This is a genomic window from Rhizobium sp. Root1334 (assembly GCF_001426665.1).
In the GTDB taxonomy this organism is placed as follows: Bacteria; Pseudomonadota; Alphaproteobacteria; order Rhizobiales; family Rhizobiaceae; genus Pararhizobium.
In genome coordinates this window covers 349,204-369,093 of the sequence record NZ_LMEY01000029.1, presented here as the reverse complement: position 1 = coordinate 369,093, position 19,890 = coordinate 349,204, and the positions used below count along the sequence as shown (strand labels likewise).

The following is a 19,890-nucleotide window of genomic DNA, read 5'->3' as shown; positions in this document are numbered from 1 at the left end:
TAGAGCGCTACCGGCTTATTCCGCTGCTTCGGCTTTCGGCATTACAGACACGTACACGCGGCCATTGGCCTTCGTACGGTAGTTCACGTTGCCGGCCGTAAGTGCAAAAATGGTGTGGTCCTTGCCGAGGCCGACATTGGCGCCCGGATGCCACTGGGTTCCGCGCTGACGCAGAATGATGTTGCCCGGAATGACGACTTCGCCACCGAACTTCTTCACGCCGAGGCGCTTGGACTGCGAATCGCGACCGTTGCGCGAGGAACCGCCAGCTTTTTTATGTGCCATGGATGTTCTCCTTTAAACCTTGGATCCGTTGTCTCAGTTTGCGGCTTCAGCGGCAGCGTCGTCAGACTTCTTGGAAGCCTTCTTCGCCTTCGCGCCGGCAGCAGCAGCGATATCCAGGATGCGGACAGTCGTGTTGTGCTGGCGGTGACCGCGGGTGCGCTTCGAGTTCTGGCGGCGGCGCTTCTTGAAGGCGATAACCTTCTTGGCGCGACCATGTTCCACAACTTCGGCGCTGACAACGGCACCTTCGACAAACGGAGCACCGATGGTTGCATCGGCGCCGACGCCGACCATCAGGATCTCGGTAAATTCAATCTTGTCGCCTGCGGCGCCTTCCAATTTTTCAATCGTCAGAACGTCGTTGGCTGCCACGCGGTACTGCTTACCGCCGGTCTTGATGACTGCGAACATTTTTTATCCTTTCATGTTCGTTCCGGCTCTTCACGCGATGGCGAGGCCGTCTTTTTCTTCAGTCGGACGATGACAAGGCCTTGTGGGTCTTGCCGGTGAAACGGGCCAATAAAAGCCCGGCGCGGTGAGGGCATGCCACACCACTTCAAGTTCGCGAATTACGGGAAGCCGGCAAAACTGTCAAGAAGAAAGGCGCGGATGAGCCTGATTTTCCTTGATCCACCCTCTTGCCATCGCCAAAAACTGCCGCTATGAACCGCGTCGCGCTACGGCGCCGACCAGCATATCCGGAGAGGTGGCAGAGTGGTCGAACGCACCGCACTCGAAATGCGGCATACCTGCAAGGGTATCGTGGGTTCAAATCCCACCCTCTCCGCCATTCTGAACCCTGGGCCGTAAGGTCTCCCGCGATCAGTTGATTTGCTCAATCTTAGATCCCAATGCCAAAATTGGTCAGGGCCGCACGTCCGTCCCGACTGGCTACGGGCCGGGGCTTCTGCCGGAGGCGGCGATGTCGGTCATATGTCACATCATCATTGAACTCGTGTCGATGTAGCGCTGGTGCCAGGACAATGCCTCGCTGGGCAAGGTCGGGGTCTGCAGGCCATAGGAGCCCTTGAGGGCGCGTGTGAAATAGTCCCGAAGCGCGGGCTGGTAGTCCGGATGCGCACAGTTATCGATGATAACTGCCGCGCGCTGTTTGGGGGAGAGACCACGCAGGTCCGCAAGTCCTTGCTCTGTCACCAGCACCTGCACGTCCTGGCTGATGTGGTCGACGTGACTTGCCTGTGGCACGATCGCCGAAATATTTCCGCCTTTCGCGGTCGAGGGGGTCATGAAGATCGAGACATAGGCATTTCGGGCGAAATCTCCGGACCCGCCAATCCCGTTCTGGATGCGTGAGCCCATGATGTGCGTCGAGTTGACGTTGCCGTAGATGTCGGCCTCTATCAGGCCGTTCATGGCCAGACAGCCGAGCCGGCGGACCAATTCGGGGTGATTGCTGATCTCCTGAGGGCGAAGGATCATCCGGTTTCTGTAGCGGGCCATGTCGGCGTTCAGCCGGCCGGCCGCTTCGGGGCTCAGCGAGAAGGCGGTGGCTGAGGCCATGCGCAGCTTGCCGGCGTCGAGGAGATCCAGCATGCCGTCCTGGATGACTTCTGTAAAAGCCGTCATGTCTTCGAACGGGCTGTCGATCAACCCGGTGAGCACAGCATTCGCAATATTGCCGACGCCGGACTGGATCGGTAGCAATGAGGCCGGCAGGCGGCCCTTTTTCACCTCATGGGCCAGGAACTCGAGAAGATGGCCGGCGATGGCGCGGGCAGTGCCGTCGGGCGGTGTGAAGGGCAGGTTACGGTCCGGCGCGTCGGTTTCGACAATTGCGACGATCCTTTCGGGATCACAGCGGAAAGCGGTCTCGCCGATGCGATCGTCGGGCCGGGTGAGCGGGATCGGAACCCGGTTCGGCGGCAGTGCCGTACCATAGTAAATGTCGTGCATCCCCTCCAGGTCGGGGCTTTGCCAGCGATTGAGTTCGAGGATGATCTTGTCGGCGCGGTCGAGCCAGGTCTTGTTGTTGCCAACGGAGGAGGAGGGGATCAGCGAGCCATCGGGCCGGATACCGGAAATTTCGACAATCGCCGTGTCGAGGGGGCCGAGGAAGCCTTGCCAGGCCATCGGCGCGACCTGGCTCAGGTGCATGTCGAAATAGTTCATCGCGCCGCGATTGATTTTCTCGCGGGCGATAGGGTCGGAATTGTACGGCAACCGGAAATCGATCCCGTCTGCCTTGGCTAGTGCACCGTCGAGTTCGGGTCCTGTCGAGGCGCCGGTCCAGACACGCAGTCGAAAGGGGTCACCGACCGCGTGCGCGGCTTCGATGCGTGCGGCGAGCGCGAGTGGAACGGTTTTGGGATAGCCGGATCCGGTAAATCCGCTCATCCCGACGGTGGAGCCTGTCTTGATCAGGGATGCCGCGTCTTCTGCGTGCATCACCTTTGAACGCAGTTGCTCGCAGCCTATCCGTGTTCCAGTCATTTTGTTTCCTCGGGTCGCACGCAATGTCGGGCTATCCATCGGTAGACGCCTACTTTTGGGCGGCACCGAATGTGTTTATACGCCGGCTTGCGCAGGCCTCCAACACATTTGGACATCTTAAAGCTTGGTGCAGGAGCGTCCTGTGCGTGATTTTCAGTATCGATTGGAATCGTGATGGCGATGCTCCGGAAACTCAGGGAGCGGTGGCAGGCGCGTCCGCAGCGCTGCGCCTGGAATAATCGGAGATTGGTGGGGCTTTCCCAGTGGGACATCTTCGCGCCGAGTGCCGCCGAACCACAGCTTTCATCGACGCCCGGCGTGCGCTTGCCTGTGCCCTGAGGAAGGGCGGGCTGCCTTTTTACCCTTATGCGGAGGGATGGTTACCCTTTATGCGGGAGGAGGCTCATTTTTGCTCATATATAGACTTAGTCTTTATATAAGAAATAACACCCCTGCCTCTTCCGCTAAAAGACCGGAGTGTGCGGGGATGTGAGGGCTGTTTGCTTGGTTGACGTTCCCAAACCATTCTCTTATAACTTTTATATTCGCATATGAATTATGCCTGAAGAGGAGTTCAGGCTGAAGGGGAGGATTTCATGAAGGCAGTCATGCTTGCGTCCGTTCTGGCCGCATTGTCGTTTTGCGGCGTCGCGTCGGCTCAGGAGTACAATCTGCGCTTTTCGACATCGCAGGTTAATCCGAACGAGCCGATCGTGAAGGCGATGAAGCTCTATGCCGAGCGTGTCGGCGAGCGGTCAGAGGGCCGGATCGCCATCACGGTCATGACCGGCGACCAGCTGGGAGCGCAAAAGAAGGTCAACGAGATGGTCATGAGCGGCGCAAACCTGCTCAGCGCCACCGATTATGGGCAGCTCGGCCAGTTTGAACCCGATATGTCCATTCTCGCCGGCCCTTACGTCTATCCAAGCCTCGAAGCGAGCGACAAGCTGTTCTCGTCGGACGTCTACAAGGAGTTGTCCGCTAAGCTTGAAGCCCAGGGTATTAAGATCCTGATGCCGAATGGCCTTTTCGGCTATCGTCACATCATCGCGAACAAGGCTATTCGTACCCCCGCCGATCTGGCCGGTGTCACCATCCGCGTTCCTTCCTCGCCAATCATGATGGCGACGTTCGCCACCTATGGCGCGCGTCCGACGGAATTGCCCTGGGGTGATGTTTACAACGGGCTCCAGTCCGGTGTCGTCGATGCGGCGGAAGGTCCGTTTGGATCGATCGCCGGGTCCAAGCTCAATGAGACGCGCAAGGTCATTTCCAAGACCGGCCATCAGGCGATGTTCACCGCCTGGGTTGCGTCCGCCCAATTTTTCAATGGCCTGCCCGAAGATCTGCAGAAGATCATGACCGAGGAGGGCCAGAAAATCGCCATCGACCTGACGAAAATGACGCTCGAGACCGATGATGTCTACGCCAAGCAATTGGCCGATGCCGGTGTGGACATCATCTCCGATGTCGATGTTCCTGCTTTCGTCGAAGCCTCCAAGGCTGCCTATGGCAAGGTTCCGAACCTGACGCCCGGCATGTTCGAGCGTATCCAGGACGCCATGAAGTAAAACAGCCGGCCAGCGGGACATGTGTCCGGCTGGCCATTTCTGTCGCGTCCGGGGGATATCATGAACAGTTTTACCGAAACCAGCGGCGATAGCCCGCTGCTCAGTCTTCGCCGTGCCGATGAAGCGATCGGTGTCGCCGCTTTGATCGTCGTCGTCTTTTCGATCCTTTGGGGTGTCGTCAGCCGTTACATCTTTCCGCAGCCGGCGGCCTGGACATACGAGCTTGCCATCCTTGCATTTTCTTACCTGGTGTTTTTCGGTGCGATCACAGGTGTGCGTCTCGGAACGCATGCGGCTATCGATGTGCTGGTGACGGCGCTCCCTGACCGCTGGCAGACTGCCATTCGCTGGTTCAACTATGTGCTTCTCGCTGCCTTTTTCATCCTGATGACCGTTCTCTTCCTCTGGCAGGCGTGGACATCTCGGCATGTGCACACGATCGCCCTCGATCTGTCGCGCAGCCTCGCTTACGGCCCGCTGGCGCTGGCCTCGGCAGGCATGCTGCTCCAGCATTTGCTTGTTGAGCGGCCGTGGCGCCCGAGAACGCACCGAAACGTGGATTCGATCATATGACCTTTTTCCATCTTGCTGGGCCGTCCCTTCTCGTTGCCATCCTTTTCCTGCTTTCGACGCCGATCACCTGGGCCATGGCCATCGGCGCGCTCGCCTTCTTCTTCCTGAACATGGACATGATCCCCTTGTCCAATTTCGCGCAGGAAATGGCGGAAGGCAGCCAGTCGGTTTCTCTGCTGGCGCTTCCCCTGTTTGTTCTGGCCGGCTGTATCATGAACGCGTCCGGTATCACGCGGCGCCTGCTCAACCTGGCCGATGTCTTGGTCGGCCACATGACCGGTGCGCTCGCTCAGATGTGCACGGTGCTTGCGACACTTCTCGGGGGGCTCACGGCGTCGGCCAATGCCGACGCGGCGATGCTCGCCAAGACGCTTGGCGTGCAGATGGCCGAGCGCGGCTACAGCCGTGCCTTTGCCGCCGTGATCACCTCGTCGGCGGCTGTAATTACCAGCCTCATTCCGCCGTCCATCGGGCTGATCGTCTATGGCTTTCTGGCGGAAACCTCGATCGGCCGGCTGTTTGCAGCCGGGGTCGTCCCCGGGCTCGCTCTTGCCCTTGGCCTGATGATCACCACGTTTTTCATCGCCAAGAAGCGCGGCTACAAATCGTTGCGCGAGAAAAGGGCGAGCGGCGCCGAGGTCAGGGCCGCGCTGATTGACGGTCTCTGGGCTCTATCCATTCCGGTCGTCATCTTTGCGGGTACACGCTATGGCCTGTTCACCACAACCGAGGCCGGCGCGGTCGTCGTTGTCTATGTGCTGTTCGTTGCCATCTTCGGCTACCGGGAATTCACCATCCGGCAGATACCGGAAGTGCTGGCCGAGGCCGTGCGCGATTCCGCCGTCGTCATGGTGATGATTTGCGCTGCTGCGGCCTTTGGTTTCTATCTTGCCTGGGAGCAGGTTCCGCAGGCGATGTCGAGCTGGCTTGGTGCGGCCACCGACAATCCGTTGATGATGCTGCTGTTGATCAACGTCATGCTGATGATTATCGGCACGGCGATCGAGGGATCGGCGGCATTGATCATCCTGACGCCGATGCTCATTCCGATCATCGATGGCGTCCATATCGACCGGGTGCATTTCGGCATCATCTTCATCACCAATCTGACAATCGCCGGCATTACGCCGCCGGTCGGCGGGCTGATGTACATCTCCTCGATGGTGATGCGTGTTCCGATGATGGCCTATGCAAGAGAGGTCGTTCCCTACTTGCTCATGATGATGATTCTGCTGGGGATTCTCAGTATTTTCCCGCAGCTTTCCCTCTGGCTTCCCGACCTCATCTACGGAACGGCGTCCGTGCAATGATGGTGCGTTTCGCGCGCACCTGGGGCATGCTGATGCCGGTTCAGGCATCAGCATAGACAACGCCAGAGACGTTGCCGAACGACAAAACCGGGCGGGCAGGTGGGGCTCCGTCCCGGTTTGTACCTTGGGCAGGGCCGCTTTTCGGCATCCTTAACCTTTGTATCCCTCATGGTTCTGAAGCGGCCCGGATCGATCGGGTTGTTGTTCTGCGCAAATTCCCTTTTCCGCGCTCTATTTTTCTCCGAACCTTGCCACATATGGCAGTTTATGCCCCGACGCATGCCGGCGGGCGTGGGAGAAATTGTGAACAGTTTCAAGGGAGAATTAACGTGCGTCTGAAAACAACATTGATCGGGGCCGCGTTCGCCGTGCTCGTTTCCACGGCTGCGGCCAATGCCCAGGTCGTCGTCTCCTCTAAGATCGACACCGAGGGTGGTGTGCTTGGCAACATCATTCTTGCCGTGCTCAAGGCCAACAATATCGAGACGACCGACCGGGTGCAGCTCGGGGCAACCCCGGTCGTGCGCAAGGCGATTGCTGCCGGTGAAATCGATATCTACCCTGAATATACCGGCAACGCCGCATTCTTCTTCGAAAAGGCCGACGATCCGCTCTGGAAGGATGCCGCAACGGGGTATGCCGAAGCCAAGAAACTCGACTACGACGCCAACAAGATTGTATGGCTGTCGCCGTCGCCGGCCAACAATACCTGGGCCGTCGCCGTGCGCAAGGATCTGGCCGATGCCAGCAGCATCAAGACCTTCAGCGATTTCGGCAAATATGTTGCGGGTGGCGGCGCGGTGGTGCTGGCGGCCTCCTCGGAATTTGTCAACTCGGCGGCAGCCTTGCCTGCGTTCCAGACGACCTATGGTTTCACGCTGAAATCAGACCAACTTATCACCCTTTCGGGCGGCGATACCGCAGCGACCATCGCGGCCGCGGCCAACCAGACCAATGGCGCCAACGCCGCCATGGTCTACGGCACGGACGGCGGCATCGCGCCATCGGGTCTTGTGGTTCTGGAAGACGACAAAGCGGTGCAGCCCGTCTACCAGCCCGCGCCGATCATCCGGGAGGCGGTTCTAAAGGAGCATCCGCAAATCGAAACCCTGCTGAAGCCGGTGTTCGAGAAGCTTGACCTGGTGACCCTGCAGGACCTGAACGGCCGCGTTCAGGTTGGCGGCGAGCCTGCAAAGGCGGTTGCGGAAGACTTTTTGAAAAAGAATGGTTTTCTGAAGTAAGCCGGCTGAAATAGGCTGCCCTGAAATGACCGGTTCCCGAAGCGGAGCCGGTCTAATGGGATGGGGATGGCAGTTTGAGCATTCGCTTCGATAAGCTCGGCGTGGTCATTGGGGTATTGATCGCTTACGGGGCGCTCGCCGCACCGTTTGCGACCTTTCGCGCCAACCGTATCGTGCCGGGCGACGCCAAAGGTATCCTCGATGCCTTGCCCACTGGGGCAGGCATGCTCCTTCTTGGGCTGTTGGCCGGAGCGGCGCTGATCGTCCTTTTAAGGACGCCGACACGTCTTCGGCTGCTTGTCGCCGCGGCCGGTCTAGCCGCCATTGCCGTGTTCATCGGAATGGCTGCGACCCACCTGACACCGCCCGCCAACGCATATGCCCGGGTTTCTCCTGCTTCCGGCTTCTGGATCCTGCTGTTTTCCTTTGCCCTGCTTGCTGCCGATTCGATCACGCGGCTGCGGCCTTTACCGTTGGTCAGGGTGCTGCTCCTGGCGATCACGCTCGGTGGGGCAGCCGTGGTCCTGATGTCGGGCCTGTGGGATGGGCTGTCGATCCTCAAGGAATACTCAGGCCGCGCCGATGTGTTCTGGCTGGAGGCCGGGAGGCATGTGACGCTGGCGCTTGGGTCGCTGGTTGCTTCCGTCCTGGTAGGGTTGCCACTCGGCATTCTCTGCCATCGGGTGGCGCCTTTGCGGGCCGGCGTACTCAACACGTTGAACCTCATTCAGACGATACCGTCGATTGCCCTGTTCGGCATTCTCATCGCACCGCTTGGCTGGATCGCCGTCCACGTGCCTGGGGCCGCCGCCATCGGCATTCGCGGCATCGGTGCCGCTCCCGCTTTCGTCGCCTTGTTTCTCTATTCGCTGCTGCCAGTGGTCGCCAACACCGTGGTTGGCCTAGCAGGCGTGCCGCGCGAGGCCAACGAGGCTGCCCGCGGCATCGGCATGACGGACCGGCAGCGGCTGTTCGGGGTCGAGTTTCCGCTGGCAATGCCGGTCATTCTCACCGGCATTCGCATCGTGCTGGTGCAGAATATCGGCCTTGCGACGATTGCCGCATTGATCGGTGGTGGGGGCTTCGGCGTCTTCGTGTTCCAGGGCATCGGCCAGACGGCAATGGATCTGGTGTTGCTTGGGGCAGTGCCGACTGTGGTGTTGGCCTTCGCAGCGGCGATCGTGCTCGACGCGCTTATTGAAATTAACGCTCCTCAGCGAGAACGAAGCAGGGCCGCATGATCGAAATCGACGGGATCACCAAACGCTATGACGGCAACACGGTCGTCAACAATGTGTCGATGACGATCGAACCACGTACGGTCACCGTCATTGTCGGCACATCCGGTTCGGGCAAGACGACGCTGCTGCGGATGATCAACCGGCTGGTCGAGCCGACATCCGGCGCGATTCGCCTTGATGGCGAGGACAATCGGGCGATGCCGGGTTTCGAACTGCGCCGCCGGATCGGCTACGCGATCCAGGGGCATGGACTGTTTCCGCATCGCACCGTCGCCCAAAACATCGCTACGGTGCCCACCCTGCTCGGTTGGGACCAAGCGCGGATCGACGCCAAGGTGGCGGAACTCTTGACCCTGTTTCAGCTTGATCCCATCGTGTTTTCGGCGCGGTGTCCGCATGAGCTTTCCGGTGGCCAGCAGCAGCGTGTCGGCGTGGCGCGGGCCTTGGCGGCGGAGCCGAACGTACTGTTGATGGACGAACCGTTCGGTGCGCTCGATCCGATCATCCGGGCAAAGGCACAGGCGGATCTGCTGGCCATCCAGAGGCTGCTGGGCACGACGATCGTGCTGGTGACGCATGACATGGACGAGGCGTTTCATCTCGCCCACAAGATTGCCGTCATGGACAAGGGCGCGCTTGTCCAATACGGCAAGCCCGCCGAACTGGTGAAGGACCCGGCGACGGAATTCGTCCAGACACTGATCGGCGCCAGCGAGCGGCCGTTCCGCCTGTTGTCGATCAAGACCGCGGGTGATGCCGTCGAGCCGGGAGCGGCCGATGGAAAACCACTGGCGGAAACGATGAGCCAGCGCGACGCGCTTTCCGAACTGTTGTGGACCGGCCGATCCGCGTTGCCGGTCGCCGCCGCCGATGGGACGATCCTTGGCAGGGTGACCCTGGAGGGACTGAGCAGACGGGCGGCAAAACCGCAATGAGGGCATGGATCCCAAATATCCTGCGCGCAGCGCTGCTAGCTTTTCTAATCGCCTTTCTGGTGTCGCCAGACTTGTTTGATCCCCTGTTGAAACCATTGGTGCAGGACAATGCGCCGGCGATCTACAATCAGGGCAGCCTGCTGACGCTGACCCTCCTGCATCTGCGCACCGTCGCCATCGCCACGACCGGCGCCGTACTCGTTGCTGTGACGCTGGCGATCCTCGTCACCCGGTCCTTTGGTGCCGAATTCCTGCCTTTGTCGCGCAGTCTCGTGAATGTCGGGCAGACATTTCCGCCGGTGGCCGTGCTGGCGCTGGCGGTGCCGATCCTCGGTTTTGGTGAGAAGCCGACGCTGGTGGCACTGTTTCTCTACGGCTTGCTGCCGATCTTCGAAAACACGCTGACGGGGCTGACGACCTTGCCGCCTGCGGTGATGGAGGCGGCCCGCGGTTCCGGCATGACTGATCGCCAGCGGCTGTTCAAGGTGGAACTGCCGCTGGCGATGCCGGTCATCCTGGCGGGTATCCGGCTGTCGGTGGTGATCAGCCTGGCCACTGCGACGATCGGCTCGACGGTCGCGGCAAAGACGCTGGGCGAAGTCATCATCGCCGGGCTGCAATCCAACAATATCGCCTTCGTGCTGCAGGGCGGACTGATTGTCGGCGCTCTGGCCGTGCTGATCTATGACGGGTTTTCGGCGATCGAGCGTGTCCTTGCCCGTCGTGCAGGGCTGTCGGCGCGAGGTTGACCTCGTGCCTCGCCTGTCGTTAGGTCAGTTGGTCGACGGCGGCGATGACGCCGCGCAGTTCGGCGAGGCCCTTGAGGCGGCCGATGCAGGAGTAGCCGGGATTGACTGTCTTTTTCTGGTCGTCGATCAACAGATGGCCGTGATCCGGCCGCATCGGGATGATGGTGTCGCTGCGCCCTTCCTTCTCGCGCCGCCGCTCCTCGGCGCGCAGGGCCGAAATCAGCGAGACCATGTTGACGTCACCGGCCAGATGTTCGGATTCGATAAAGGAGCCGTCCGGTTCCTTGTTGACGTTGCGCAGATGCGCGAAATGAATGCGGCTGGCGAAGCGCTTTGCCATCGCAACCACATCATTGCCGGTGCGCGAGCCATAGGAACCGGCGCACAAGGTAATGCCATTTGCCGGCTCATTGACTGCATCGAGGATGGTTTGAACGTCGCCCGCCGTGGATACGACGCGGGGGAGGCCAAATAGCGAGAAGGGTGGGTCGTCCGGGTGGATGGCGAGCCGGACGCCATTTTCCGCCGCAACCGGCACGACTTCCTTGAGGAATTCGATCAGATTGGCGCGCATGTCATCGGAAGAGACGGCATCGAAGCTGGCGATCTCGGCACGGATTTTCTCGCGGGTATGGCTATCCTCGCCACCGGGCAGGCCGGCAATGATGTTCTTTTCGAGCGTCAGGATTTCGTCGTCGCTCTTTCCTGCAAGCCGCTGTCTTGCAGCCTCGATGACATCCGGCGCGTAGTTGTCTTCGGCGGCGCGGCGCTTGAGCACAAAGACGTCATACGCGACGAAATCGATCATGTCGAAGCGCAGCGCGAAGCCGCCGGCCTCGGTCGGGTACATCAGGTTGGTGCGGGTCCAGTCGACCACCGGCATGAAATTGTAGCAGACGACGGGCACGCCGCCCTTGCCGAGATTGGCAAGGCTCTGTTTCCAGGCGTCGAGATACCGGCGCCATTCGCCGTCGCGCCGCTTGATTGCGGAATTGACGGGAATGGACTCGCAGACGGACCAGGTCATTCCGGCTTTCCGGACCAGCGCCATACGCTCGGCAATGTCATCCGGTGTCCAGATACGGCCATCGTAAATATGGTGAAGGGCGGTGACGACACCATGTGCGCCCGCTTGGCGCGCATCCGAAAGAGTAACCGGGTCCTGTGGTCCAAACCAGCGCCAGCTTTCGAGCATGTCCATCTCTCCTGTTATAATGTTGGACAATTAATGCGTTAATTTTCGGAAAATCAATACGGGAGTGTTGATCCGATCATTATGTCGGACATATGCTGCCACAAGCTGGGCAAGGAGAATGGCATGGAGAACGGCGTGCGGGGTTCTGCCGTTGACGGAATGGTGGACCACATCCGCGATCTTATCCGCAAGCGTGGCCTGACCGTCGGCGACGTTCTGCCAAGCGAGGCGGAGCTCGCCGTCATGTTCGATGCCAGCCGCAACACGGTGCGCGAGGCCTTCCGGACGCTGAAGGCCTATGGCGTGGCCGAATCCCGACAAAAGGTCGGTGCCGTGCTGACGGATCAGCACCAGACGGCGATGCGCGATCTGTTTTCCTTTGCCATGGACATTTCCGTCGATGCTTTCCGCGATGTCCAGGGTTACCGGCGGCTGACCGAGATCAACCTGTTCGATCTGCTCTCGACCCGGATCACCGAGGAAACCCTTGAAGGGATGGAGATGCTCAATGCGCGGATACGGCAGGCGGGTACGCCGGAAGAGGCGTCCGAACTCGACTATCAGTTCCACAAGCTGATGGTGGATGCGGCCGGAAACCGCACGCTGTCGGAAACCTACGGCATGCTGAAACCGGTGATCGGGCGGTTGATGCTGGCCGGCAAGTCGCAGCGGCTGGTGCTTGAAAACGTTACCGCCGAACATGCCGATATCGTCAAGGCGCTGCGTGAGCGTGACCGGATCGGATTCGCCTATCATATGGACCGGCATCTCGATGCGGGGCTGGAGTTCATTCCGGCGGCGCGAGGCGGACAAACCGCAGGATTGGAAGCGGCCAGTGGACGGGAGGTAGGCGATGCGTGAATTTACCGGAAAAGTCGCGGTGGTCACCGGAACGACGGGTATCGGCCGCGCCGTTGCTCTGCATCTCGCCCGGCAGGGCGCGGCCGTTGCTTCGCTCGGGATCGATCAGGCAGCCAATGCCGAGCTTGAGACGATGGCGGTGGCCGAGAACCTTGCACTGACCGTCTTTCACGCCGATGTGTCCGTCCCCGCCGATGTGCAGCGTGCCATGGCGTCCGCGGTGGCGGCGTTCGGCGGCATCGACATCATCGTCAACTCGGCCGCTGTTCACCCCTATGGCACGGTGGAGACGACACCGTTCGAGATTTTCATGCGCTGCATGGCCGTCAATGTCGGCTCGATCCACCTGACGGCGGAATTCGGCGTGCCGGAGATGCGCAGGCGCGGCGGCGGCGTCATCGTCAACCTCTCCAGCGTGCAGGGCCATGCCTGCCAGAGCGGCGTCTCCGCCTATGTCGCCTCCAAGGGCGCGATCCATGCCTTGACGCGGGCGATGGCGCTGGATTTTGCCACTGACCGCATCCGGGTCGTGTCGATCAGCCCGGGTTCGGTGCGCACGCCCATCCTGGAACTGGCGGCGCGGACATTCGAAGGTCCCGATGCCGATATCAACGGCGTGTTTCAACGCTTCGGCGCCGCCCATCCGCTGGGGCGGATCGGCGAGCCGGAGGAGGTGGCCGTGCTTGCGGCTTTCCTCGCCTCCGACAAGGCGGGCTTTATCACTGGATCGGATCACCGGATCGACGGCGGCCTGACGGCCGGCATCGGCGTTCGCTGAGGGAGAGACAATGAGCATTCCGATGAAACGCAGCGCCATCAATGCCATCATGCGCGAGAGCGAGGCTTTCATGCGCTCGTTCGGCTTCATCCTGCCGCCGTTTTCGCGCTGGTCTCCGGACGAGATGCAGGCGCGCAAGGGCGAGATCGACGGGATCACTAGTGCGTCGCTCGGTTGGGATATCACCGATTTCGGTCTTGGCGATTTCGAAAAGACCGGACTGTTTCTCTTCACCGTCCGCAACGGACGTTTTGCCGACCTGCAGCGGGGACGCGGCATGCTTTATGCGGAAAAGGCAATGATCGCCCGAAAGGACCAGCTGACCCCGATGCACCGGCATATCCTCAAGGCCGAGGACATCATCAATCGCGGCGGCGGTACGCTGGTGATCGAGCTGTTCGGAGATACCGGCGGGCAATGCGATCGCAACAAGGGAACGCGGGTGGCGACGGACGGCATCTGGCGCGATCTGGCGCCGGGCTACAAGCTGAAGCTTTCCCCAGGCGAAAGCGTGACGCTGATGCCCGGCGACTGGCACGCCTTCTGGGGCGAGGGCGCCGATGTCTTTGTCGCCGAGGTTTCGACCGTCAACGACGACAATACCGACAATATCTTCGAGGATCCGGCCGTGACGCGGTTTTCCGGTATCGAGGAAGACGAGGCGCCGCTGCATCTGCTGGTGCCGGATTATGCGGGGTGGTTGCGGTAGGCGGTCGGGCCTTTGCCTGACGTTTCGTTCGGCTTTGGGCCTCCAATTTCCCTGTCATCCTGGACTTGTTCCGGGATCCAGCGCGCCGCGTCTATGTCGCAAGGGGATTCTCTTCCTTTTGGGTTGGCCAGTTTTCTCACCGTGCGGACGCGCGGGAGCTGGATCCTGCCACAGGTCCTCGGGTTAAACCCGAGGAGAGGAAGACGGACGCGGGGGAAGATGTGCCAAATAACACACGTCCGATTCCCTCCATATTCGCTTCCCGTTTGACGACTTATCAATAATTACAACCAATAATTGTCTGTCGATCTAATCTTCGAGGTAGCGATGAACACAGTGGGACGTGCCGTTATCGTTTTTGCCCTTATGCTGCTGCTCACTGTCCATTTCAGCACCGGGCTGCTGGCAAGCTTTACCGAGAAAGTGCCGCGTGCGGTTGAAGGGATCGACGCCACTATACGGATCGGCCTGGTCTCCTGGCTGGGCCACACCAATACTCAGGCGCTTCTTGTTTTCCTAACGCTCTTTCTGCCGATTCTCGTCTATTATGGCAGCCCCCGCACCGCGCGGCCATTAGAGCCGGAGCCTGCCGCAATTACGCCGGCACGCATGCGGCGTGCGGTGGATCGGTCGCCCCAGAGCGAGTTGAGCCCCGAGAACAAGCAATTCATGAAGAACCTCCTGATCGGCGCTATCGAACAGGTTGCACGCGAGCACGAGATGGTGACTGCCAATCAGCGGCCGAAACCCTTCGTCCGGCTTGTGCCGCAGGTGCCGATCTTGGTCGGTGTGCCGCCGCGCAGCTGGTTTGGCGGAACGCCATCGCTGCCCGAAGGCACCGCATGGCCGGTCTGCGATGGAAAACCGGCAGAATTCCTAGCCCAGATCGATTGCTCCAGCCTTCCTGCCGATCTCTGGGATGGCGTGGGACCACGCGCCGGCTGGCTGTCGTTTTTCCTCGGCTCCGAGGAGGGCTATACCGTCGCGAAGATACTTCATACCCAGTCTCGCGGTGCTCCGGTGCAGCCGCTTCTGCCGGTTGATTCCGAATGGTTATACCTCAGCGAGATACCAACCATGGATTGGACTTCGCTTGCCCGGAGGGATGTTCCGAAGTGGCCGGTCGATGTGGTCTGGGTACCTTCACCGGAAGAAGACCCGTTGGTTCGCGAACCGGTGAGTGGTGGCCGGGACGGCGATCCGCGTGCGGTTCGTTATCAAACGGGTTTTGCCCTGACCGAGCCGGGCTGGAAACCGTTCGATTGGGCAACCACCTTGCTGCTGCTCGATACCGCCATTGCTTACGTACGCTCAAACTTAAGGCGGGACCAACAGCAGCTCGCCACCAATATCGAGGTTCTGGATCAGGTATTACTTGATCCGGCATGGCTTCCGGGCATGACGCGGGAACGGGCGGAAGCGAATTTGGCTTGGACCAAGCAACGGATATCGGCCTGGGAAACCCACTTGCCAGACGTAGAGGCCTTGCGCGCGAAGACCGCAACGGAAGCGGAGGCCGAGCCTTTCTCGGAAGCGAGGGTCGATGCCTTGATCTCCAGACTTGCGGCAATGAAGACGCCAGAGAAGGATGGTGCGCTGACCCGGCAAGCATTTCCCACGCTGAGTGCACCAAGAGTTGGTGGGTGGCTATCGGACTGGGCAGTGCTCGCACAGCAGCATGCAACGTATCTTTACGCCTCCGATCCTCGTTCGCTGCCGGTGGCGTGGCGGGCGAAGGTCGAGGAACAGGCGGCTTTCGACGCGCAATACGAAATGGGAGCGATGCGGCACGTGCCTGACGGTTATGTTCACCAGTTTGCGATGGACAGCGAAGTGACGCTGTTGCAGTTGCCCACCAGCCATCTGATGAACTGGATGTGGGGAGACACGTACGACCTCGTACTCACGATCAGCAGGGCAGACCTCGAGCGCGGTGAATTTGGCCAGGTCATGGCGCAGATCACGAATTGAGACTGGCCCTGTAACGTCCGGCAGTCATTTGTCTATGCTTGCCCCGGAGATGGCAGGCGGCTGCCTCTCCGAAGCACGCAAGATCCCCCCGCCTCATCCCTCCCGCGTCGATGCCGCAGTGACTGTCAGTGTGGTAAACCCGCTGATGGCGATGGCGGCGCGGGCGGGGGTCGGGATGGCGCCGCAGAGACTACCGGTGGTGATGATGCGGCCCTTGGCGACGGTTTCCGTCAGCGCGTTGGCGAAGACCAGAAAACCGGCGACAGGGTCGTCGTTGGGGTGTTTGCCGGGGCCGGTAAACACCGTGTCGCCATTGACGGTGATGGTCAGCGGATAGACCTGCCCGGGCTCGATCACTTTCGCTGGCAGTTCTTCGCCCAATATGTAGCCGGCATTGCCGAGACGGTCGGCGAGGAACAGCAGGGCGGGCGAGCTTCCGCCGTTATCCAGCCGGTGGCCCAGAAATTCGACGCCGGAATAGATGGCGGCGACATGATCGAGCAGGGTTTCACGGGTATAGGGCGTGGTGCCGGGGGCGGCGAGATCCTTGCCAAGCACGAAGCAGATTTCCACTTCCAGTGCATCGACGGCGGGGCGCTCGAAACCCGCGGTTCCCGATTCGCTGGCATGGGTGATATGGGCGATCGGTGCCGAGACCGAGCTTCCATCGGGGCGGATTGCCACCTTGTAGCCGCCGGTCAGCCAATTGTTCAAGGCCAGCGTCTCGCGCTGCACGGCAAACGCTTCCGCCGGGGTGGCGGGCTCAGTGAGCGATGCGGATGTTAGCCGGATACCCTGATTGTCGGCGTCTGACAGTTGGCGGGCGAGGGTGGCGGGCATGTTTGTCTCCTGCAGGGGATCGGCGATGTGTCATTCCCTTCGACCACACCTCGGACAAAAGGAAAACCCCGGAATTATTGTTCCGGGGCTTCCTGTCACGCAACGGGGAGGGACGTTACGCGGCTTGGACCTTCTTCGATACGCGGGCCCATTCGGGAATCCAGGTTCCGTGGGCGGCGAGCAGATCGTCGGTGAGCGACCAGATCTGGTCGAGATCGAGTTCTGCGGCCGTATGCGGATCCATCATCGCGGCGTGATAGAGATGCTCGCGATTTTCGGTCATCATTGCCGCCACCGTCAGTTCCTGCACGTTGATGTTGGTGCGGATCAGCGCCGTCAGCTGCGGCGGCAGGGCGCCGATATAGGTCGGCTGGATGCCGTTTTCATCGACTAGGCACGGCACTTCGGCGGCGCAATTGTCCGGTAGCGAGGTGATGCAGCCATTGTTGCGCAGGTTGCCGTAGATCACCGAGGGTTCGCCGGTCCAGACCGAGTTCATGATCGAGGAAGCATATTCCTTCGATTGCGCGACTTCGATCTTGTCGGCCGAGCGGAATGCGGCGGCCTGACCCTTCCATTTCTCGACCTGTTCGATGCAGCGCTTCGGATACTCGTCGAGCGGAATGCCGAATTTCTCGATCAGGTCCTCGCGGCCCTCCTTGATAAAATAGGGCGTGTATTCGGCAAAATGCTCCGAGCTTTCAGTGACGAAATAGCCAAGCCGGGTCAGCATCTCGTAGCGGACCTTGTTGGGGCAGCGCGGGTTCCAGGTCGGCTTTGGTGCCCGGCCTTCGCGGTAGCCACGCACGAGATCCGGATAGAGATCGCGGTAGGAACCGTCGGCCTGGCGGTGTTCGAACTTCAGGAAGAAGGCCATGTGGTTGATACCGGCCGAACGATAGCGGATCTCCTCATAGGGAATATCGAGATCGTGGGCGAGTTCCATCGCCGTTCCCTGGACGGAATGGCAGAGGCCGACCTGCTTGATCTTCGGGTATTTTTCGGCGATTGCCCAGGTGTTGATCGCCATCGGGTTAACGTATTGCAAGAGGATTGCCTCGGGGCAGACCTGCATCATGTCCTCGCAGATCGACCAGAGATGCGGCACGGTGCGCAGGCCACGCATGATGCCGCCGACACCGAGCGTATCGGCAATGGTCTGGCGCAGGCCGTATTTCTTCGGCACTTCGAAATCGGTAACCGTGCAGGGCTCAAAGCCGCCGATCTGGAAGGCGACGACGACGAAATCGGCGCCATCGAGCGCCTTGCGCTGATTGGAGTGCAGCTCGATGGTGGCTTTGGCACCGAGCGTCGAGATCAGCTTGCTGACGACGACTTCGCTTTCCTCGAGTCGCTGCGGATTGATGTCCATCAGCGCGATCTTTGCGCTTGATAACGCCGGGCGCTGCAGCACGTCGCCGATGATGTTTTTCATGAACACGGTCGAGCCCGCGCCGATGAAGGTGATCTTGGGTTGTCTGGTCATGGATAGGCCTCTTTGCTTTAGGCGGCTACGTCGAAGGCGGCGCGGACGAGCCGTTCGGTGTAGGCGGTCTTGGGATGGGTAAGAACGTCTTCGACCGGACCCTCTTCAACGATCTTGCCATGCTGCATCACCACCACCCGGTGGCAGAGTGCGCGCACGACTTTGAGATCGTGGGAGATGAAGAGGTAGCTCAGTCCTTTCTCGTCCTGCAGCTTGCGCAGCAGTTCGATGATCTGGGCCTGCACCGACAGATCGAGCGCTGAAGTCGGTTCGTCGAGCAGGATGAATTCCGGCTCCAGAGCAACCGCACGGGCGATGGCGATGCGCTGGCGCTGGCCGCCGGAAAATTCGTGCGGGAAGCGCGACAGAATGTTGTTGGGCAGCCCGGCGCTGTTGAGCGCTTCCCTCACCCGGTCCAGCCGTTCGTTGCGGGTGGCTCCGAGCTTGTTGACGATCAGGCCTTCCTCGATGATCTGACCAACCGACATGCGCGGGTTGAGGGACGAGAAGGGGTCCTGGAAGACGATCTGCATGCGTGACCGCAAAGGGCGCATCTGTTCGCGGCTGTTCTTTTCGATCGACTGGCCATCGAACAGGATTTCGCCGCTCTCAGCCGTCAAAAGCTTGACCAGCGCCTGGCCGAAGGTGGTTTTTCCCGAGCCGGATTCGCCGACGAGCCCGAGCGTTTCGTGGCGATGCAGCTTGAGGCTGAGGCTATCGACCGCGACCAGTTCCTTCAGCTGCGGTTTGAAGAAGCCGCCATGCTTGAGCATGAAGGAAACCCGGACATTGCGGCCTTCGAGGATGGCGGCGGAATCAACCGGCATCGGATTGGCCATGCCCTTCGGCTCGGAGTTGAGCAGATGCTTCGTGTAGGGGTGCTGCGGGTTCTGAAAAAGCGCCGGCGTGGTGTTGTGTTCCTTCACCTCGCCGTTCTGCATGACGTAGACATAATCAGAGAACTGGCGCACGACGGTGAGGTCGTGGGTGATCAGGATCACCGCCATGCCGAGCGTCTTCTGCAGGTCGCGGATCAGGTTGAGGATCTGGGCCTGCACGGTGACGTCGAGCGCGGTCGTCGGCTCGTCAGCGATCAGCACGTCGGGATTGTTGGCAAGCGCCATGGCGATCATGATGCGCTGGCGCTGGCCGCCGGAGAGCTGGTGCGGATACTGGTTGAGGCGGGTTTCCGGATCGGGGATCTGCACCTGGCGGAGCAGTTCCAGCGTGCGCTCGGCCGCCCGTTTGCGATTCATCTTCTGGTGCACGCGGATCGCCTCGATGATCTGAGCGCCGATCGTATAGACCGGATTGAGCGAGCTCATCGGCTCCTGGAAGATCATCGAAATGCGGTTGCCACGCAGCGCCCGGCGCTGCCGGTCGGAGAATTTGAGCACATTCTTGCCGTCGTACTCGATGCTCGACTTTTCCGAGACGCTGGCGCGCTTGGTGAGCAGGCCCATGATCGTGCGGGCCGTCACCGATTTTCCTGAGCCGGATTCGCCGACGACCGCGATGGTTTCGCCGCGATAAAGCTGGAAGGAGACGTTCTTGACGGCGTCGATAGTGCCATGCTCGACCTTGAACGTCACCCCGACATGGCGCGCGTCGATGATCGGGGTACCGATCGCGGCGGCATGGTCGTGCCGCTGTTCGGGGGCAAGTGTGCTGATGTCCACGAGTGCCATGGTCGT

Annotated in this window: 17 protein-coding genes, 1 tRNA gene and 1 pseudogene; 12 read left to right on the top strand and 7 right to left on the bottom strand. The window is 60.6% G+C overall.

Going from position 1 to position 19,890, the window contains the following annotated elements:
- Nucleotides 1–15: 15 nt before the first annotated feature.
- Nucleotides 16–285, bottom strand: a complete 270-nt coding sequence (gene rpmA / locus ASD36_RS26590) for a 50S ribosomal protein L27 (protein ID WP_037096930.1) — start codon at nt 283–285, stop codon at nt 16–18.
- Between the two features lie 99 nt (nt 286–384).
- Nucleotides 385–696 (bottom strand): annotated as a pseudogene (rplU, locus tag ASD36_RS26585) (50S ribosomal protein L21); the annotation flags it as partial.
- Between the two features lie 289 nt (nt 697–985).
- On the opposite strand from rplU, the gene ASD36_RS26580 reads away from it, so the two are divergent.
- Nucleotides 986–1,075 (top strand) — tRNA-Ser (locus ASD36_RS26580).
- 146 nt (nt 1,076–1,221) lie between these two features.
- On the opposite strand, the gene ASD36_RS26575 is transcribed toward ASD36_RS26580, so the two are convergent.
- Nucleotides 1,222–2,736, bottom strand: a complete 1,515-nt coding sequence (locus ASD36_RS26575; protein WP_060512079.1) for an acetyl-CoA hydrolase/transferase family protein — start codon at nt 2,734–2,736, stop codon at nt 1,222–1,224.
- A gap of 596 nt (nt 2,737–3,332) precedes the next feature.
- On the opposite strand from ASD36_RS26575, the gene ASD36_RS26570 reads away from it, so the two are divergent.
- From ASD36_RS26570 to ASD36_RS26540, 7 genes are all read left to right on the top strand, one after another.
- Nucleotides 3,333–4,307 carry a C4-dicarboxylate TRAP transporter substrate-binding protein gene (locus ASD36_RS26570; RefSeq protein ID WP_060502560.1) on the top strand — a complete coding sequence of 325 codons (975 nt, stop codon included), beginning with the start codon at nt 3,333–3,335 and terminating at the stop codon, nt 4,305–4,307.
- A gap of 60 nt (nt 4,308–4,367) precedes the next feature.
- Nucleotides 4,368–4,880: a TRAP transporter small permease gene (locus ASD36_RS26565; protein WP_060502843.1), complete on the top strand. Its 513-nt coding sequence runs from the start codon at nt 4,368–4,370 to the stop codon at nt 4,878–4,880.
- A complete protein-coding gene (locus ASD36_RS26560) occupies nt 4,877–6,190 on the top strand; it encodes a TRAP transporter large permease (RefSeq protein WP_060512077.1) in 1,314 nt (437 codons plus the stop codon). The genes ASD36_RS26565 and ASD36_RS26560 overlap by 4 nt, the downstream gene beginning before the upstream one ends.
- 329 nt (nt 6,191–6,519) lie before the next feature.
- Nucleotides 6,520–7,431 (top strand): ABC transporter substrate-binding protein, encoded by a 912-nt coding sequence (locus ASD36_RS26555; protein ID WP_200954925.1) that lies wholly within the window; start codon nt 6,520–6,522, stop codon nt 7,429–7,431.
- A gap of 74 nt (nt 7,432–7,505) precedes the next feature.
- Entirely contained in the window at nt 7,506–8,672 is a 1,167-nt protein-coding gene (locus ASD36_RS26550; protein WP_060512075.1) for an ABC transporter permease, read from the top strand.
- Entirely contained in the window at nt 8,669–9,607 is a 939-nt protein-coding gene (locus ASD36_RS26545; protein WP_060512073.1) for an ABC transporter ATP-binding protein, read from the top strand. The genes ASD36_RS26550 and ASD36_RS26545 overlap by 4 nt, the downstream gene beginning before the upstream one ends.
- A complete protein-coding gene (locus ASD36_RS26540) occupies nt 9,604–10,356 on the top strand; it encodes an ABC transporter permease (protein ID WP_060512071.1) in 753 nt (250 codons plus the stop codon). The genes ASD36_RS26545 and ASD36_RS26540 overlap by 4 nt, the downstream gene beginning before the upstream one ends.
- Before the next feature lie 19 nt (nt 10,357–10,375).
- Here ASD36_RS26540 and uxuA read toward each other — a convergent pair whose 3' ends face one another.
- Nucleotides 10,376–11,551 (bottom strand): mannonate dehydratase, encoded by a 1,176-nt coding sequence (uxuA, locus tag ASD36_RS26535; protein ID WP_060512069.1) that lies wholly within the window; start codon nt 11,549–11,551, stop codon nt 10,376–10,378.
- A 123-nt stretch (nt 11,552–11,674) separates the two neighbouring features.
- Between uxuA and ASD36_RS26530 the strand changes: the two genes are divergently transcribed.
- The 4 genes from ASD36_RS26530 (at nt 11,675) to ASD36_RS26515 (ending at nt 15,870) form a co-directional block, all read left to right on the top strand.
- On the top strand, nt 11,675–12,412 hold the full coding sequence (locus tag ASD36_RS26530) for an FCD domain-containing protein (RefSeq protein ID WP_060512089.1): 738 nt from the start codon (nt 11,675–11,677) through the stop codon (nt 12,410–12,412).
- On the top strand, nt 12,405–13,190 hold the full coding sequence (locus ASD36_RS26525; protein ID WP_060502567.1) for an SDR family oxidoreductase: 786 nt from the start codon (nt 12,405–12,407) through the stop codon (nt 13,188–13,190). The genes ASD36_RS26530 and ASD36_RS26525 overlap by 8 nt, the downstream gene beginning before the upstream one ends.
- A gap of 22 nt (nt 13,191–13,212) precedes the next feature.
- Nucleotides 13,213–13,899 carry a D-lyxose/D-mannose family sugar isomerase gene (locus tag ASD36_RS26520; RefSeq protein ID WP_060502846.1) on the top strand — a complete coding sequence of 229 codons (687 nt, stop codon included), beginning with the start codon at nt 13,213–13,215 and terminating at the stop codon, nt 13,897–13,899.
- A 327-nt stretch (nt 13,900–14,226) separates the two neighbouring features.
- Nucleotides 14,227–15,870, top strand: a complete 1,644-nt coding sequence (locus tag ASD36_RS26515) for a DUF1963 domain-containing protein (RefSeq protein WP_060512067.1) — start codon at nt 14,227–14,229, stop codon at nt 15,868–15,870.
- Between the two features lie 93 nt (nt 15,871–15,963).
- Here the strand turns inward: ASD36_RS26515 and ASD36_RS26510 are convergent, their stop codons facing one another.
- The 3 genes from ASD36_RS26510 to ASD36_RS26500 all read right to left on the bottom strand — a co-directional run bounded on the left by ASD36_RS26510 (nt 15,964) and on the right by ASD36_RS26500 (nt 19,884).
- Complete coding sequence (locus tag ASD36_RS26510) at nt 15,964–16,710, bottom strand: hypothetical protein (RefSeq protein WP_060502569.1); 747 nt, start codon at nt 16,708–16,710, stop codon at nt 15,964–15,966.
- Nucleotides 16,711–16,825: 115 nt separating this feature from the next.
- Nucleotides 16,826–18,196, bottom strand: coding sequence for an alpha-glucosidase/alpha-galactosidase (locus ASD36_RS26505; protein WP_060502570.1), 1,371 nt, complete (start codon nt 18,194–18,196; stop codon nt 16,826–16,828).
- A 17-nt stretch (nt 18,197–18,213) separates the two neighbouring features.
- Entirely contained in the window at nt 18,214–19,884 is a 1,671-nt protein-coding gene (locus ASD36_RS26500) for an ABC transporter ATP-binding protein (protein WP_060502571.1), read from the bottom strand.
- Between the last annotated feature and the right edge of the window lie 6 nt (nt 19,885–19,890).

Coding starts and splice junctions, on each gene's coding strand:
- ASD36_RS26545 (WP_060512073.1), top strand. CDS start 8,669: ATGATCGAAATCGACGGGATCACCAAACGCTATGACGGCAACACGGTC.
- uxuA (WP_060512069.1), bottom strand. CDS start 11,551: ATGCTCGAAAGCTGGCGCTGGTTTGGACCACAGGACCCGGTTACTCTT.
- ASD36_RS26560 (WP_060512077.1), top strand. CDS start 4,877: ATGACCTTTTTCCATCTTGCTGGGCCGTCCCTTCTCGTTGCCATCCTT.
- ASD36_RS26515 (WP_060512067.1), top strand. CDS start 14,227: ATGAACACAGTGGGACGTGCCGTTATCGTTTTTGCCCTTATGCTGCTG.
- ASD36_RS26525 (WP_060502567.1), top strand. CDS start 12,405: ATGCGTGAATTTACCGGAAAAGTCGCGGTGGTCACCGGAACGACGGGT.
- ASD36_RS26500 (WP_060502571.1), bottom strand. CDS start 19,884: ATGGCACTCGTGGACATCAGCACACTTGCCCCCGAACAGCGGCACGAC.
- ASD36_RS26510 (WP_060502569.1), bottom strand. CDS start 16,710: ATGCCCGCCACCCTCGCCCGCCAACTGTCAGACGCCGACAATCAGGGT.
- ASD36_RS26575 (WP_060512079.1), bottom strand. CDS start 2,736: ATGACTGGAACACGGATAGGCTGCGAGCAACTGCGTTCAAAGGTGATG.
- ASD36_RS26530 (WP_060512089.1), top strand. CDS start 11,675: ATGGAGAACGGCGTGCGGGGTTCTGCCGTTGACGGAATGGTGGACCAC.
- rpmA (WP_037096930.1), bottom strand. CDS start 285: ATGGCACATAAAAAAGCTGGCGGTTCCTCGCGCAACGGTCGCGATTCG.
- ASD36_RS26540 (WP_060512071.1), top strand. CDS start 9,604: ATGAGGGCATGGATCCCAAATATCCTGCGCGCAGCGCTGCTAGCTTTT.
- ASD36_RS26520 (WP_060502846.1), top strand. CDS start 13,213: ATGAAACGCAGCGCCATCAATGCCATCATGCGCGAGAGCGAGGCTTTC.
- ASD36_RS26565 (WP_060502843.1), top strand. CDS start 4,368: ATGAACAGTTTTACCGAAACCAGCGGCGATAGCCCGCTGCTCAGTCTT.
- ASD36_RS26570 (WP_060502560.1), top strand. CDS start 3,333: ATGAAGGCAGTCATGCTTGCGTCCGTTCTGGCCGCATTGTCGTTTTGC.
- ASD36_RS26505 (WP_060502570.1), bottom strand. CDS start 18,196: ATGACCAGACAACCCAAGATCACCTTCATCGGCGCGGGCTCGACCGTG.